The 14,992-nt window shown below is 65.9% G+C and carries 13 protein-coding genes and 2 pseudogenes; 7 read left to right on the top strand and 8 right to left on the bottom strand.

Translation table 11 applies throughout. The features are described 5' to 3' along the window. The 4 genes from BN4348_RS46345 to BN4348_RS46360 all read left to right on the top strand — a co-directional run. A partial coding sequence (locus tag BN4348_RS46345) for an acyl-CoA dehydrogenase family protein (RefSeq protein WP_211145737.1) occupies positions 1-675 on the top strand: 675 nt, incomplete at its 5' end. Further along, a complete protein-coding gene (locus BN4348_RS46350) occupies positions 672-1,829 on the top strand; it encodes an acyl-CoA dehydrogenase family protein (protein ID WP_211145738.1) in 1,158 nt (385 codons plus the stop codon). The genes BN4348_RS46345 and BN4348_RS46350, both read left to right, overlap by 4 nt. Next, complete coding sequence (locus BN4348_RS46355) at positions 1,826-2,761, top strand: acyl-CoA dehydrogenase family protein (protein WP_066914422.1); 936 nt, start codon at positions 1,826-1,828, stop codon at positions 2,759-2,761. The genes BN4348_RS46350 and BN4348_RS46355 overlap by 4 nt, the downstream gene beginning before the upstream one ends. Continuing rightward, a complete protein-coding gene (locus BN4348_RS46360; protein WP_066914424.1) occupies positions 2,758-4,257 on the top strand; it encodes a class I adenylate-forming enzyme family protein in 1,500 nt (499 codons plus the stop codon). Before BN4348_RS46355 ends, BN4348_RS46360 begins: the two co-directional genes overlap by 4 nt. A gap of 45 nt (positions 4,258-4,302) precedes the next feature. Here BN4348_RS46360 and BN4348_RS62870 read toward each other — a convergent pair whose 3' ends face one another. Continuing rightward, positions 4,303-5,175, bottom strand: coding sequence for a barstar family protein (locus BN4348_RS62870; RefSeq protein ID WP_084454266.1), 873 nt, complete (start codon positions 5,173-5,175; stop codon positions 4,303-4,305). Here BN4348_RS62870 and BN4348_RS46375 point away from each other — a divergent pair. Further along, positions 5,126-6,527 (top strand): annotated as a pseudogene (locus tag BN4348_RS46375) (HNH endonuclease signature motif containing protein). The gene BN4348_RS62870 and the pseudogene BN4348_RS46375 overlap by 50 nt on opposite strands. A gap of 12 nt (positions 6,528-6,539) precedes the next feature. Here the strand turns inward: BN4348_RS46375 and BN4348_RS46380 are convergent. Further along, on the bottom strand, positions 6,540-6,860 hold the full coding sequence (locus BN4348_RS46380; protein WP_142308724.1) for a hypothetical protein: 321 nt from the start codon (positions 6,858-6,860) through the stop codon (positions 6,540-6,542). A 116-nt stretch (positions 6,861-6,976) separates the two neighbouring features. On the opposite strand from BN4348_RS46380, the gene BN4348_RS46385 reads away from it, so the two are divergent. Both BN4348_RS46385 and BN4348_RS46390 read left to right on the top strand, forming a co-directional pair. Continuing rightward, positions 6,977-8,002, top strand: a complete 1,026-nt coding sequence (locus BN4348_RS46385; RefSeq protein ID WP_066914430.1) for a hotdog fold thioesterase — start codon at positions 6,977-6,979, stop codon at positions 8,000-8,002. Between the two features lie 81 nt (positions 8,003-8,083). Continuing rightward, positions 8,084-9,289 (top strand): amidohydrolase family protein, encoded by a 1,206-nt coding sequence (locus BN4348_RS46390; RefSeq protein ID WP_066914432.1) that lies wholly within the window; start codon positions 8,084-8,086, stop codon positions 9,287-9,289. Positions 9,290-9,313: 24 nt separating this feature from the next. Here BN4348_RS46390 and BN4348_RS62190 read toward each other — a convergent pair whose 3' ends face one another. The 6 genes and pseudogenes from BN4348_RS62190 to BN4348_RS62530 form a co-directional block, all read right to left on the bottom strand. Further along, positions 9,314-9,448, bottom strand: a complete 135-nt coding sequence (locus BN4348_RS62190) for a hypothetical protein (RefSeq protein ID WP_264033746.1) — start codon at positions 9,446-9,448, stop codon at positions 9,314-9,316. A gap of 32 nt (positions 9,449-9,480) precedes the next feature. Continuing rightward, positions 9,481-10,141: pseudogene (locus BN4348_RS46395) on the bottom strand (cation:proton antiporter domain-containing protein). 69 nt (positions 10,142-10,210) lie between these two features. Beyond that, complete coding sequence (locus BN4348_RS46400; RefSeq protein ID WP_066914605.1) at positions 10,211-10,714, bottom strand: DUF421 domain-containing protein; 504 nt, start codon at positions 10,712-10,714, stop codon at positions 10,211-10,213. Positions 10,715-10,765: 51 nt separating this feature from the next. Further along, positions 10,766-12,130 (bottom strand): nitrate/nitrite transporter, encoded by a 1,365-nt coding sequence (locus BN4348_RS46405; protein ID WP_066914433.1) that lies wholly within the window; start codon positions 12,128-12,130, stop codon positions 10,766-10,768. 63 nt (positions 12,131-12,193) lie between these two features. Continuing rightward, positions 12,194-13,390 (bottom strand): phosphatidylserine decarboxylase, encoded by a 1,197-nt coding sequence (locus BN4348_RS46410; RefSeq protein ID WP_066914437.1) that lies wholly within the window; start codon positions 13,388-13,390, stop codon positions 12,194-12,196. A 158-nt stretch (positions 13,391-13,548) separates the two neighbouring features. Beyond that, complete coding sequence (locus tag BN4348_RS62530; protein WP_066914438.1) at positions 13,549-14,949, bottom strand: PPE family protein; 1,401 nt, start codon at positions 14,947-14,949, stop codon at positions 13,549-13,551. Positions 14,950-14,992 lie beyond the last annotated feature (43 nt).

Here is a 14,992-nt window from a genome sequence, read left to right on the forward strand (position 1 = left end):
GTCTTCCGCGTGAACGGGCACAAGATATGGACCACGCAGGCCCACCTGTCGCGGTGGTGCACCCTGTATGCGCGGACCGATCCGGAGGCGCCGAAGCATCGCGGCATCTCCTGCCTGATCCTCGACCTGCAGGCGCCCGGGGTCAGGATCGAGCCCATCCGGATGGCGTCGATCTCCGACGAGACGTTCTGCGAGGTCTTCCTCGACGACGTCGAGGTGCCGGCGGAAAACCTGCTCGGGCCGCTGCATCGCGGCTGGAACGTGGCGCTGTCGTCGCTGCACCACGAACGCCAGATGATCTGGATCATGAACTGGGTCGAGATCAAACGCGGGCTCGACGCGGTGCGTGGCGCCCGGCCGACCGACGACATCTGCGCCGAGCTCGGCTCGCTCCTCGCCGACGCCGAGGCGCTGCGGGCCACGGGGTACCGCGCGCTGGGCAACGAGCTGGCGGGACGGGCGAGTCCGGAGGCCGACATTCTCAAGCTGCTCGGATCGGTCACCTTGCAACGGGTTTGGGAACTGGCCGCCGTCGCGAAGGGCGTGGATGGGGTGAGCGATCCGGATTTGCTGTTCGAACGTCAGGACGCGCTTGCCGCAACCATTTACGGCGGAACGTCGGAGGTTCAGCGCAACATCATCGCCGAGCGGCTGCTCGGGCTGCCGAAGGGATGACGACGATGGATTATGACCTCGGCGAGGACGCCGCCGAACTGCGAAAGCATCTGCGCGAGTTGGTGTCCAACCACATCCCCGCCGACTTCCTCGGCGCCTGTACGGAAAACCCGCAAGACCTGGCCACCACCGAGACGTTCTGCAAGCTGCTGGCCTCGGAGGGCCTGCTGGCGCTGGCGTGGCCGAAAGAGCATGGGGGCGGCGGCGGTTCCGTCTGGCAGCAGACCGTGTTGCGCGAGGAGATGTGGGCGCAGCACGAGCCCCGCGGTCCGCAGTACATGGGGATCAACTGGGTCGGCCCCGCGCTGATGCGTTACGGCACAACCGAACAGAAGGCCAAGCACCTGGCGGCCATCGCCTCCGGGGATGTCATCTGGTGCCAGGGCTTTTCCGAGCCGGAGGCCGGGACGGATCTCGCCTCGCTGCGCACCCGCGCGGTGCGCGACGGCGACGGCTGGCGCATCACCGGCCAGAAGGTGTGGACGTCGTACGCGCTGATGGCCTCCTGGTGCGTGCTGGCCGCGTGCACCGATCCGGAAGCGCCAAAACCTAACCGGCTCACCCTGTTTCTGATCCCGATGGACCGGCCGGGCTTCACCGTGCGGCCCATCGGGTCGATGCTGGGACCCCATCACCTCAACGAGATGTTCCTCGACGACGTGCAGGCCTTCCCCGGCGACGTCCTCGGCGAGGTCGGCGACGGGTGGCGGGTGATGCGGGAGGCGCTGGCCTTCGAGCGGGTCGGCATCGCGCGCTACGCGCGGTGCGAGTCGCTGCTGGACCGGATGCGCCGGCAGCTCGGCGAGGACTGGGACTCGCTGCCCGAGTCCATTCGCGCCCGCTGGGTGCGGGCGCTCGCCGACCTCCGGGTGGCCAGGCTGCTGGCATACCGGGCCATCTCGCTGCAGGACGACCCGTCGGCGGGGGCGGCGGCCAGTGCCGCCCGCATCGCCACCACCACCTGCGATCAGCTGGTCGCCGAGCTGCTGTTCGACGTGCTGGGCCCCGCCGCGCTCGACAGCGGCACATCGGCGCCCCTGCACGGGGCCATCGAGGACCACTGGCGCTACGCACAGGCCGCCACCGTGGCATCGGGCACTATCGAGGTGCAGCGAATGCTGGTGGCTCGCGACGTTCTGGGAGAACACAGGTGAAAACCGAACTGCCGCAGGATATCAGCGACTTCGCCGCCGTCGCCGTAAAGCGGCTCACCCGGTTGGGCGGTCCCCCGGCGGCGCTGCGCGCCGAGTCCGACGACGCCGTCAGGGACGCGGCGCGCGCGGCCCTGAGTGATGTCGGCGCTTTCGAGCTCGACGTCCGGTCGACCAACGACGACCTGCTGGCCGCCGCGGTGCTCTGCCAGGCCGCCGGCGCGACCGCTCTGCCCTATCCCGTAGTCGAAGAACTGCTGGCGATCGACGGCGCGCGACTGGCCCTGATCAATCCCGAGGCGCCGCGCATCGACCATGGCGACCTGCCGGGCGACTGGGTGGCGGCCGACCTGGACGGCCACCGCTACCACCCGCGGGCGGCGTCGCGCACCAATGCCAAGCTGGGGCCGTTTCTGGTGCCGGCCACACTGGGCGCACCCGACGGAACCGTTCCGGCACGCGACGTTAACCTTCATCTCGTGCTGGGATCATGGCGGATTCTAGGAGCCCTGCAGCAGTCGCTGCACATCGTCACCGACCACGTGCGCGCCCGGGTTCAGTTCGGCAAGCCACTGGCGGACTTCCAGGCCGTCAGGTTCGCGGTCGCGGACGCCGCCGTCGGCGTGCGTGGCCTGTACGAGCTCGCGAAGTACACCATCTCCCGGCCGGAATCGCTGCCGGTGCAGGTGCATTCGGCCGACGCGCTGCTGCTCAGGTACAAGGCCGCCGACACCGCACGGCAGGTGCTGCGCACCTCTCACCAGCTGCTCGGCGCCCTGGGATTCTGCGACGAGTCCGACGTCAGCGTGCTCGACCGGCACACCCAGCCGCTGATCCGCTTGCCGCTCAGTGCCGAGGCGCTCGCCCTGCGCCTGATCCCCGACGTCCGCGACGGCCAGCTGGAGACGCTGTTCAGCGGGCCGGTTCCCGCATGACAACCGAGCCTGTTGAATCGGGCGTGGCTCCCAACCCGCTCGAAGACGGGATCCCGTTCGGAACCAAACTGCAGCAGCTCGCCGAAGAACGGCACGACGCTCCCGCGGTGACGGTCGTCGCGCTCGACGGCGCCGCGCAGTCGCTGACGTTCGGCGAGCTCGACGCCCGCGCCAACCAGTGGGGGCGGGCGCTGGCCGCCAGCGGTGCCGGTCCGGGTTCCCTTGTGGCCCTGGCGATCCCGAACTCCGTGCATCTGGTGCTCGCCGCGCTGGGATGCTGGAAGATCGGCGCGGTTCCCGTTCCCATGCACTGGGACCTGCCCGACTGGGAGCGCGACCGGGTGCGCGACGTGATCGCCCCCGCCGTCGTCGTCGACGAAAAAACCCGGTGGGAGCTGGAGGCGCGCGCGGCCGGTGAGTCCACCGGCCCGCTGCCGGCGGCCGTCTCCCCGCACGCGAACGGCATCTGCAGCAGCGGGTCGACCGGCGTCCCCAAGGTGATCCTCAGCCTGGCGCCGTCGGTGTGGACGCCCCAACACGGCGAGCCGTTCTTGTCGAACTGGACACCGGTCGCCCAGCCGCAGACCATCATGGTGCCCGCACCCATGTACCACACCAATGGCTTTGCGACCTTCTTCTTCCTGCTGGCCGGTGACCACCTGGTGGTACTCGAAAAGTTCGACGCGGCATTGGTTTTGGACGTCATCGAACGCTTCCGAATCACCAACTTCACGGCCACGCCCACGATGCTGGCGCGCATCGCGGCGCGGCCCGACATCCGCCGACGCGACCTGTCCAGCGTCGTCTTCATCCTGCAGGGGGCCGCGGTGATGCCGCCCTCGCTCATGCGCGCCTGGTTCGAGCTGCTGAGCCCCGAGCAGATCGTGTCCGCGTATGGCATGACCGAGAACCTCGGGCTGACCGCGTTGCGCGGCGACGAGTGGCTCGCCCATCCGGGTAGTGTTGGCCGCGGTTTCCGGGACACGGAGATCCGGATCCTGGACGCCGGGCGGACGCCCCTGGGGCCGGGCGAATACGGCGAGATCTACCTGCGTGCGCCGATGGCCGCGGGATCGCGCTACCTGGGTGGGGCACCACCGCTGCCGTCGACCGAGGACGGCTTCCGTTCCGCCGGCGACATCGGCTACCTCGACGAGGACGGCTACCTCTACATCGTCGACCGGCGCGTCGACATGATCGTGACCGGCGGCGCCAATGTCTTTCCAGCGGAAGTGGAGTCGGCGCTGGCGGACCACCCCGGCATCGCCGACGTCGTGGTCATCGGGCTCACCGACGCGCAGTGGGGCCGCCGCGTTCATGCGGTGGTCCAGCCCGCCGACGGCGCTTCGTTGAGCGAAGAGCAGGTGATCGAATACGCGAAAAGCCGCCTCGCGCACTACAAGGCGCCCAAGACCGTCGAGTTCGTCGACGCGATCCCGCGCACCGCTGCCACGAAGGTCAATCGCTCGGCGCTTATCGAGGCGCGTGGGGGCTAACGACTGGTCGGCCGCTCCTGCGCACGTCGACCTGTTCGTCCTGAATCAGGCGGACACGTTCACTTGTGCGACTTGGACACCGACGGATTGCCAGCGCTCGCGAACATCGTCGGCGTGGGCGGCGGGAGCGGAGAGCAACAGGCCGAAGGCGGCTGGTGGGCTGAGTTCGTCACGGTAGTAATCCCTATAGAAGGGCACGGTGTTGGCAAACCACGAGAAGAGGTCGGGCTGCTCGGCGAGAATGAGATGCGCATTGGTTATCAATGTGAGGTAGCCGGAAGCCTGAGGCCTTCCAGTAGCTGTGGTCACGATGTTGTCCAAGTCGCGCATGACGTCATCGAAGGCATCCATGTTGCGCCCGAACCACGGCGGGAAGTGCCATGCCTCGGCGAATGCGTCGTAAAGCGCATCGCGAGTCTTGGTATGTGAGCCCTCGATTTTGCGAAGCTCGAATCCCTTAGGGGGCGCTAACGGCACTGTCGTCTCACCAAGGATGCCAACGCAAGCCCCGTGTGCAGCGGCGTGAGATATGAATTGTTCTAAGTTCACGGTCTCTGTCATGGTTAGCGAACCCGCCGAATGATCCGCCGATCCGTCAGAACCGGTGACGATGCGCTGGGGTCTCGGTTCCGGCACCTTTGGATTGACGTCCCACTCTTGATAGGTAATGGGCGTGCCAGATGAGTCCGTTGGCGGCAGGCGACCTTCCCGATTTTCGAACTTGCTTCCGCCCTTAGTGCCTGGCGCGTTGGCTGACCCGGGCCATTTTCCAGCGTCGATCTGTTGCAACACGTCTCGCACGTTTTGCGGTATCTGTGGTTGACCACCGGCAACGGTCTGGTCGGACCCCCGTGGTATACTCGAACACATGTTCGATGAATCCGCTCGTGCCGAGGTGACCGCCCGGTTTGACGACATGGTCGAGCGTCGCTGCGCGTCGAAGACGCCAGAGTCGGCGGTGATCGTGGAGCGGATCGGCGCGGCCGCGCGGGCGGAGAACCGGGCGGCCGCCGCACAGCTGGTCGCGACGCATGAGTTGTTTCGGTATCGGTTGTCGCGCTGCAGCGAGACCGAGGACTGGGCCATCGACACCATGGAGGCGGTGGCCGGCGAGATCGCCGCGGCCTTGCGGATCAGCCAGGGCCTGGCGGCCAGCCGGCTGCACTACGCGCGGGCGCTGCGTGAACGTCTGCCTGGGGTCGGGCAAGTGTTTCAGGCCGGAGACATCGATTTCCGGATGTTTCAGACGCTAGTGTTTCGCACCGATTTGATCACCGACCCCGACATCCTGGCCGGCGTCGATGCCACTCTGGCCGCGAATGTGGCGCGCTGGCCGTCGATGAGCCGGGGTCGGCTGGCCGCCCAGGTGGACAAGATCGTGGCCAAGGCCGATGCCGATGCGGTGCGCCGGCGCAAAGAACGCCAAACCGATCGGAACGTCTGGATCGGCGAGGCCTTCGAGGGGCTGGCCGAGTTGAGCGGCAGCCTGCTCGGNGGCCGGCGCGGACCGGCTGGGTTGTCGCTGCGCGCGCCCGGATTGCGCGGCCGGGACGCGCCCGCCCGCGTCGCCGGTGGTGATTCATGTGATCGCCGAGCAAGCCACCCTGGACGGCATCGGCACGGTGCCGGGCTCGGAGCTGGGCGCCGACGGGCTCATCCCACCCGAACTGGTCGCCGAACTGGCCGCCTCGGCCAAACTCATGCCGCTGATCCACCCCGGCGACGCCCCACCCGAGAACGGCTACGTGCCCTCCAAAGCTCTGGCGGATTTCGTGCGCTGCCGCGATCTGACGTGTCGCTGGCCCGGCTGTGATTGTCCCGCGGTGCAGTGCGACATCGACCACACCGTCCCCTACGACCAGGGCGGGCCGACCCACGCGTCAAACCTCAAGTGCTACTGCCGAACTCACCACTTGATCAAAACGTTTATGAGCTGGGCGGAACAACAGTTGGCTGACGGGACGCTGATCCTGACGTCACCGGCCGGGCACACCTACGTGACCACCCCTGGCAGCGCGCTGCTGTTCCCCAGCCTGTGTCGCTGGGTCGGCGGGTGCCCAGCCGCCGAGGCCGACCCGACCCCCGAGTACTGCGCAGAGCGCACCGCGATGATGCCCAGGCGCCGTCGCGCCCGCGCCCAAGACCGCGCCTACCGCATCGCCACCGAACGCCGCCACAACCGCCAAGCCAGGCTCGCCCGAAAACCCACACCCGGCGACTACTTCGCCCTGCCTCCACCCACCGGAGACGATGAGCCACCGCCGTTCTGAGCGGAGCCCGTGTTAGGACAGCAACTCGCCAGCGGCATCGAGTGCGTCGACCGCGTCGCCGTCGTCATAGCCCTGACCCTGAGACCCCGTCGGTCTGAACCTGCGCACCGTCTCCACGGGGCCGTCGACGCCATCAACCTCGACGTGCCACTCGTCCGCGGGCTCGTAGCTTTGGTCGACGAAGTAGCCGGTCATCTCGCGCTGCGCGCCGCGCATCGACAGCGCATCCACGTCCAGTTCGTAGGTGCTTTCGTCGTCGCTGACGACCATGCAAATGATCTCGTCGTCGTCCTGGCGCACCCAGACCTCAATCGGGCCAGCACTAGTGTTCACGGCTTGCGACGGTAATTGGCCGGCTGTCGCGGTCCGATGCAAATGCGGGTTTTCGCGTCGGAGCCACGGCGTTGTGGCCTCACGCATATCGCGCCGCGCGCGGTAACCTCATTCTCATGGCTGAACCGACCGAGGAAGCGGAAGTGACGCGCGGCGACCGCTTCATCAAGACAGCCGTCGCGATCCTGGGCGAAACCGGGCGCACCGACTTCACGGTCCAGGAGGTCGTCGCGCGCTCCAAGACCTCGCTGCGGGCCTTCTACCAGCATTTCGGGAGCAAGGACGAGCTGCTGCTGGCGCTGTTCGACCGGACCATCGCGCAATCAGCGCGGGCCTGGCGCGCCGAGACCAACGGGCTCGACAGCACCGCCGCGCTGAAGCTGGTGATCGACCGCATCAGCCAACAACCGGAATCGAGCACGCAGGACAGCCTGAACAGGGCGTTGAGCCTGTACAACCAGCATCTGGCCGAGACGCGCCCCCGCGAATACGCCCGAGTGCTCTCCCCCATGCACCAACTGATTCGCGACATCATCGGGCAGGGCATCACCGAGGGCGTCTTCAACCCGGGACTCGACGTCGGGGCCGCGGCGGCGATCGTCATGCAGACGATCATGGGCGCGCAGCGATTGCATTGGCTCGGCGCGGAATTGATCAGCACACCGATCGACGTCGGCCAGCTGTACGACTTTTGCAGCCGCGCGCTCGGCATCCGCGAAACCGACGAGTCGCCGACGCCCTCGCTGGGCGAGCTGTTCGCCCAAATCGGGATGCGACCGGGCATCCACAATGGCGAATTCGCGATGACCATGCCCGTGAGCCCCCACGTCACCAACACTTCCGGCGCCCTGCAGGGCGGGCTGATCGCCACGCTCGTCGACGTGGCGGGGGGACAGTTCGGACTGGAATACCTGCAGCCCGGCACCACCATGACGACCGCCGACCTCTTCGTCCGCTACCTGCGGCCCATCAAGCAGGGCGCCGCGCGCGCGGTGCCGCGGATGCTCCGATCCGGCCGCCGGGCGATGGTCATGCAGGTCGACATCTACGGCGACGGCGACGAGCTCGCCGCGACCGCGACGGTGAACTTCGCGATCATCAACGGACCGACGCCGACGGCCGGCCTCCCGTCCGACGATTAGGTCCCCTACACCCCGCCGCGCAAAGGTGGTAACGTCATTACCACCTACCGAGAACCCAAAACTTGTCCCAAGGAGATCGCCATGCCGTCTCGCGAACTTTCCTTCCCCGTCTTCGACGCCGACAACCACATGTACGAGCCGCAGGAGGCGCTGACCAAGTACCTGCCGGAGAACCGCAAGCGCGTCATCGACTACGTGCAGGTGCGGGGCCGCACCAAGATCGTGGTGCGCGGCCACATCAGCGAATACATCCCCAACCCCACGTTCGAGGTGGTCGCGCGGCCCGGGGCGCAGGAGGACTACTTCCGGAACGGGGCCCAGGGCAAGAGCTACCGCGAGATCCTCGGCGAGCCCATGAAGGCCATTCCCGCCTTCCGCGAACCGGGCGCGCGGCTGGAGGTCATGGACGAGCTCGGCATCGACTACGCCCTGATGTTCCCCACCCTGGCCAGCCTGGTCGAAGAACGGATGAAGGACGACCCGGAGATGACCCACGACGTCATCCACGCGCTCAACGAATGGATGTATGAGCAGTGGTCGTTCAACTACAAGGACCGCATCTTCGCCACCCCGGTGATCACCCTGCCGATCGTCGAGCGTGCGCTCGAAGAACTCGAGTGGGTTCTGCAGCGCGGTGCCCGTACCGTGTTGGTCCGCCCGGCGCCGGTGCCCGGCTTCAAGGGCAGCCGCTCGTTCGGCCTCGAGGAGTTCGACCCGTTCTGGCAGGCCTGCATCAAGGCCGAGCTGCCGGTGTCGATGCACGCCTCGGACAGCGGTTACTCGGAATTCGCGAACGTGTGGGAGCCCGGCGACGAGTTCCTGCCGTTCAAGCCGACCGCCTTCCGCAGCTTCGCGATGGGCCATCGGCCAATCCTGGACGCGATGGGCGCGCTGGTGTGCCACGGCGCGCTGTCCCGCAACCCCGAGCTGCGGATCCTGTCGATCGAGAACGGCGCCGACTGGGTGCCCGACCTGTTCAAGGGGCTCAAGGGCGTCTACAAGAAGATGCCCCAGCCGTTCAGCGAGGACCCGATCGAGGCGTTCAAGCGCTGCGTCTACATCACCCCGTTCTGGGAGGACCGGTTCACCGAGATCGTCAAGATGGTGGGCACCGACCGGGTGCTCTTCGGTTCGGACTGGCCGCACCCCGAGGGCCTGAAGGACCCCATCTCCTTCGTCGACGAGCTCACCGACTTCAGCGAGGAGGACGTCGCCAAGATCATGGGGGGCAACCTGATGAAGCTGATGAAGGTTTCCGAGCCCGCGAAGAAGCCGGTCTCAGCCTGACCCGACGCCCGGGTCGCCTCGCAGCTAGGAGCCGGCGCTTTCCTCGGCCCCCTGCTCGGCACCGCGACCCGGCAGGTCGTCCGGTGGTTCGACGCGCAAAACCTTCGCTATGGGCGCGTCGGTCGATGAGTGCAGCACGATCGACAGCGCGGTGGTCACCGCGACGATGTTGAAAACCAGCTCGCTGTCGCTTATTCCGCCTGCAGAACCAAGAGACCGTAGACCACCGAGGCGAAGCCTTTCGGACCGAACCACGCCGCCGTCATCCGCTGGCGCATAAGCAGGCGCGTACACAGCAGCGACAGCAATAGCGCGGCCGGCCGGATGAGGGCAATCACGAGAATCGCCAAAGCCCAGTCACGCCAAGTCAATCCGGTCAGGCGAGCCGGTGTGATCAACGCACCGAAAACCAGAAGCGCGGCGAACTTGGTGACTTCCGAAAGCAGATCACCGAAACTTTGAAACTGCTCGGCGGCGACGCGGTCGAGGGTGCCCAGCGTCGACCCGGCGGCAAAGGCCGCGAGGTACGGGTTGGCGTGCGTAAGGTGGCAGCACGCGTAGACCAGCACCGCGATCGCGAGCGGACCGAGGGGCTGCAGGTGCGGCTCGGTGGTCAATATCTTGGCCCGCCAAGCCAATGCCACGGCGACGGCCACCCCGACGCCGAAGGCCAGCCCCAGCAACGAATTCCATCCCGACATGCAAAACATCGAACCCGGCGCCCTGCGCGGTGGCCAGGAACATCACGACGAAGGGCAACGCCAGCCCGTCGTTCAAGCCGGATTGCACATTGAGCAGGCGGCGCAACGGGTCCGGGATATCGCAGCGCCCCACGATAGCCGCCGCGAACACCGGATCCGTCGGGGACAGAATGGCCCCGAGCAAAAAGGTCAAGGTTGGACGAGAGATCGGGTCTGGAACCTAGGATGCCGGCCCGCCCTGGGCGGGATTGGCGAACACCGAGACCACACCTTTGGTCTCGAAGAGCGCGAGGCGAACATCGCGGGGTGTTTGGTAACCGTGCTGGCGGAGGATCGCGGCGAGGTCCTCGTGCGTCAGTCTGCAACGTCTCAAGTTCGTTACATCGAGTTCGCCGTCGCGGACGAGCACTCGTACCGGCGGGTCAACGAGTCGGCGCACCCACGGGATGAACCGCAGGCGCGCGACGATGTCGTGCGCGGCGATCAACGCCAACAGTGCGGCCGCTCCGGTAAGCCACGACGTGTCGGCGGCCGTGGCGGTGCGGCCGACGATGGCGCCGACCGCAACGGCGGTGATCCAGTCGAATGGCGTGAATTCGGCGATGGTGCGCCGCAGCGTGAGCCGGAAAGCCGTTGCGGCGGTGATGAACAACGCGAGGGCCTTGACGGCGGCATAGAGCGCCGGCCGCCACCCGTCGACTAACTCCAGTAAAAGGCCGTTCATCGTGATCACCCCGGTTTCGCCGCGCTGCTCTCCTTGGTCTTGGTCGCAATCCTATCCGCGTGCCGTGACCGGCTGACGCACATAGACGGCCCAGGTCAGAACGGCGAAGCCGATGTAACACCCCAGCAAGATCCACAATGTGGGCGTCTCCGTGCGAACCATCAGATACGACTGCCGCAGCGCGATGTCGATGGCGAAGCCCCCAAAGGCGCCGATCGAGTCGGCAAACCCGACCATCGCTCCCCCAACGTTTTTCGACCAATGCATGCGATCCTCGTCGCTGAGATCCAGCGAGTGGCTGCGTGCCTCGAACACCGACGGGATCATCTTGTAGATCGATCCGTTGCCCGCGCCGGAGAAGAGAAACAACAAGACGAAACCGACGATGTAGGTGACGATCGACGTGGTGGTGAAGTGGCCGCCGTTGTTGTCCTCGAGCGTGCTCGCGAAAACGAGCAATCCGGCAGCGACGACCATGCCGCCGAAGACGGCGAGCGTCACTCGGCCACCGCCGACGCGGTCGGCCAGTTTACCGCCGTAAATGCGGGCTAGCGAGCCCAAAAGAGGCCCCACGAAGGCGATTTGGGCGGCGTGCAGCGATGCCTGCGCCGAACTTTGCCCGGCTTCGGTGAATTTGATGTGCAGCACCTGGCTCAGCGCGAACGCGAACCCGATGAACGAACCGAAGGTGCCGACATACAGTAGCGAGAGCAGCCAGGAGTCCCACTGCCCGATCATTTTCCGCATGGCGGCGAAATTGACTCGGTACTCCTTGATGTTGTCCATGTACACGAAGGCACCGATGCTGGTGATCGTCAGCAGCACCAGATAAAGCCCGGACACCCAGTACGGCTGCCGGTGGCCTGCGACCGCGATCACCAGCAGGCCGACCAGTTGGATCACCGGCACGCCGATGTTGCCGCCGCCGGCATTGAGGCCCAGGGCCCAGCCCTTGAGCCGCTGCGGGTAAAAGGCATTCACATTGGTCATCGACGCGGAGAAGTTTCCGCCGCCCAGCCCGGTCAGCGCCGCACACACCAGATATGGCCACAGGGGCAGGCCGGGATTCGCCAGCAGGACGATCGTGCCGCCGGTGGGGATCAACAGCACCGCGGTCGAAGCCACCGTGAAATTGCGACCGCCGAAGATGCCTATCGCCGCCGTGTAGGGAATGCGCATGACAGCACCAACCAACGTGTTGACCGCCACCAGCAGGAACTTGTCGCTCGCCGAAAAGCCGTAAACCGATTCGGGCATGAAAAGCACCAACACCGACCACAGCGACCAGACCCCGAATGCGACGTGGTCGGTCGCGATTGACCAGATCATGTTCCGCTGGGCGACTGCCCTGTTGCTCGACTCCCAAGCTTTGGTGTCTTCCGGGTTCCAGTCAACGATGTCGTGTGAGCGCATCATGGCCGATCGCGTGCCCGCGCAAGACCGCCACAAACGGTCGCTCACCGAACGATTCGCTGTGATTTATCTTGCAATACGTTGTGAGCTTGCGCGGGCCACGGGCGTGCCGAAGAACCGGTAGTGCTCGCTGGTGTCGATCCGTGGGTCGGCACCCTCCTGGAAAAGGATGATGATGTCCGAGCCGCCGAACTGGAAATAGCCGAACTCTTCGCCCTTTGCCATGTGCTTGCCTTCGACCGCGGTGAGCATCACCGACGACACGTGCGCCATCCCCACCGGGATGACCGCGACGACCCCGATGTCGTCAGAATCGGAAGCCGCCGTGTCGATGGTGACCACCCCCCGATTTTGGAAGAACTCGTAACCGGTGGTCGCGCTGTCGCTGGACTTGAACTCGTGACCATCGATCGACACCTGCATGAAAACCTGCCCGCTGATGGTGAAGGACTCCTTGACTAGGCCCGACACGGGCAGGTGATAACGGTGATACGACGACGGTTTCAGCATGTAGTGGACGAACGTGCCGCCGGCGAAGCTCTCGCTGTACGCGCTGCCCTCGATGAGCTGCTTGACATTGCCAAAGGTGTTGACCGACTTGACGGTCACGGGCGGGACGTTGGAGTCGCCGTCGATCTCGTATGCGTGCTGAAAAACGCAGTCGGCAGGCGAGGTCACCACGAGATTGCTTGTCGGTTCGGCGATCGGGCGTAGCCCGCCGTTCAATCGACGGCCGAAAAACTGATTGAAGGTCAACCAACCGCTCGGCATGTTCGGCTCCCCGTCGATCAGCGACTCGTGCACCCGATACTCGGGTGCGTCATCGATGAAGGACTGCAGCGTCTCCTGGCTGAACGAGTCCGGTGTGTCCAGAAAGCTGCCCCACTGGCGCGCGAAATCCGTCATCCAACCGCGGAATGTCTCGGAGTTCTGGGGCGCACCACCGTCGACCTCCTGATCGACGAGGAAGAAAAAGTGTGCGATCCGGTCATCGACCTCCTTGGCCTGCCTTTCGTCCGGTTCCAGGTGCTGCCATGCTTTCGCCTCCGACTGGCGGGGGAGCCATCTGACGAAACGCCTTAGGTAGTCCTGGTACTGATCGACGTCGGTCGGCCACTCCAGGGCCTCGAACAATTCGGGTCTCAACTCGGCCTGGGCCGATTCGCGGGCCCTGATCAAGGAACGCTCGACGAGATCAACGAGTCCCCGATCCTTTTGGAAGGTCTCGTGCAGTTCTTGGATGATCGCACTCGGATTGCTCATTGGACCCTCCTCATGTGTTCTGCTTCGCTACGCGACACCAGAGGTACCCACGAAAACTGTGGGCAACCGTTCATCGGGGTCCTTAGTTGCATTCGCCGCTTTGCCACAATCGATTGCACTGCGGTTCTTTCCGGACACACTGTGTCATGGCGCCGGCATCAGCCCAGTGACTGGCTCTGCGCTATCTTGTTGAAATCGTCGTCGGACAGGTGCACCGCGTGAATGCCCGGCTTGGTCTTCAACTTTGCGAAAAGGCTCTCCAGCTGTCCCAGATCGGTGTGCCAGTGCTGCACGTTGTCGGGTTTCTCTGCCATTTCGGCGACCAGACGCTGGAGCGTCTCTGGCGACTCGCCGTCTTTGGCCGAGGAATTCTTCAGCGACGATGAGGTGAGCTTGGCCCCGGCACCGCGCAGAGCGCTCGGCGCCGCCGCGCCCAGCGCGCTTCCAGCCATAGCCGCCACCGCCATCCCGCTGAGCAGGGTTCCGTCGCTGACCGCGCCCGCCGGTATCGCGTCCTGTCCGGCATGGGACAACACAGAGGCAACCGTTCTGATCGCCGGGGTGGCCGTGGCCCAGCTCGGAGGGACCGACATCCCGCCCACCAGTCCGGCCCCGCCGACATCCGCCGATACCGCGGAACCACCCTCGCCCAGTCCCGCGCTGCCGACAAGGTGGGAAGCCGCTCCGCCTCCCGCCGCTGCGGCCCCGGCACCCGCGCTCGCCAAGCCGTTCAGATACTTCGTCCCGAACACCAGGCTCATGATGGTGGTGATCATCACGTCATTAGCGGGCAAAATGACTTTCGGGATCGTCTCGAGATCGCCGGTGAGGGAGTTGATGCTTTGCATTCCGGCGAAATCCTGGGCGGCCGTCAGCAGACCGGAAAGCGGATTCGGCCCCGTAGCGATCGTCGAAAAGCTCTGCAGCGCTGTGGGTATCGCCGCAAAAAAGTTAGAGATCTGGGCTTGGGTGGTGCTGACCACCTGAGTGATGTAGGTGTTCGCGATCGTCGCGAGTTGGCCGAGCAGCCCACCCGGATTCGTGGTCGCGGCCGGCGCGGCGAACGGCGTCACGGTCGCGGCGGCCGCCGACTGGCCGGCGTAGTTGTTCATCGCGCCGGCGTCTTGGGCCCACATCTGGCTGTACTGGGCCTCATTGGCCGCTATCGCCGGGGTGTTCTGCCCGAAGAGGTTGGTCGCCACCAACGATGCGAGCTGGCTGCGATTGGCCGCGATCACCGGCGGCGGTACCGTCGCCGCGAATGCCGTCTCATATGCCGCTGCGGCCGTCCGGGCCTGCATGGCGGTCTGTTCGGCTTGCGCAGCGGTGGCGCTCATCCACGCGACGTAGGGTGCGGCCGCGGCCGCCATCGCCACCGAGGACGGACCCCGCCACGTCGTCGTGAGCCCGGAGATCACCGACGAATAGGAGGCCGCCGTCGTCTGCAACTGAGCCGCCAGATCGTCCCAGGCCGCCGCGGCGGTCAACATCGGTCCCGATCCCGGACCGGCATACATCCGGCCGGAGTTGATTTCCGGCGGGAACAAACCGAAATACATCGCACCGTCCTTCAGGTGGTACCAGCGGTGTCCCCGGAGCCGG

Source organism: Mycobacterium interjectum (assembly GCF_900078675.2).
In the GTDB taxonomy this organism is placed as follows: Bacteria; Actinomycetota; Actinomycetes; order Mycobacteriales; family Mycobacteriaceae; genus Mycobacterium; species Mycobacterium interjectum.

What these genes read in the sequence shown, in the direction of transcription:
- BN4348_RS46350 (WP_211145738.1), top strand. Translation starts at nt 672, where the DNA reads ATGACGACGATGGATTATGACCTCGGCGAGGACGCCGCCGAACTGCGA.
- BN4348_RS46360 (WP_066914424.1), top strand. Translation starts at nt 2,758, where the DNA reads ATGACAACCGAGCCTGTTGAATCGGGCGTGGCTCCCAACCCGCTCGAA.
- BN4348_RS62870 (WP_084454266.1), bottom strand. Translation starts at nt 5,175, where the DNA reads ATGTCGTCAAACCGGGCGGTCACCTCGGCACGAGCGGATTCATCGAAC.
- BN4348_RS46385 (WP_066914430.1), top strand. Translation starts at nt 6,977, where the DNA reads ATGGCTGAACCGACCGAGGAAGCGGAAGTGACGCGCGGCGACCGCTTC.
- BN4348_RS46390 (WP_066914432.1), top strand. Translation starts at nt 8,084, where the DNA reads ATGCCGTCTCGCGAACTTTCCTTCCCCGTCTTCGACGCCGACAACCAC.
- BN4348_RS46400 (WP_066914605.1), bottom strand. Translation starts at nt 10,714, where the DNA reads ATGAACGGCCTTTTACTGGAGTTAGTCGACGGGTGGCGGCCGGCGCTC.
- BN4348_RS46405 (WP_066914433.1), bottom strand. Translation starts at nt 12,130, where the DNA reads ATGATGCGCTCACACGACATCGTTGACTGGAACCCGGAAGACACCAAA.
- BN4348_RS46410 (WP_066914437.1), bottom strand. Translation starts at nt 13,390, where the DNA reads ATGAGCAATCCGAGTGCGATCATCCAAGAACTGCACGAGACCTTCCAA.
- BN4348_RS62530 (WP_066914438.1), bottom strand. Translation starts at nt 14,949, where the DNA reads ATGTATTTCGGTTTGTTCCCGCCGGAAATCAACTCCGGCCGGATGTAT.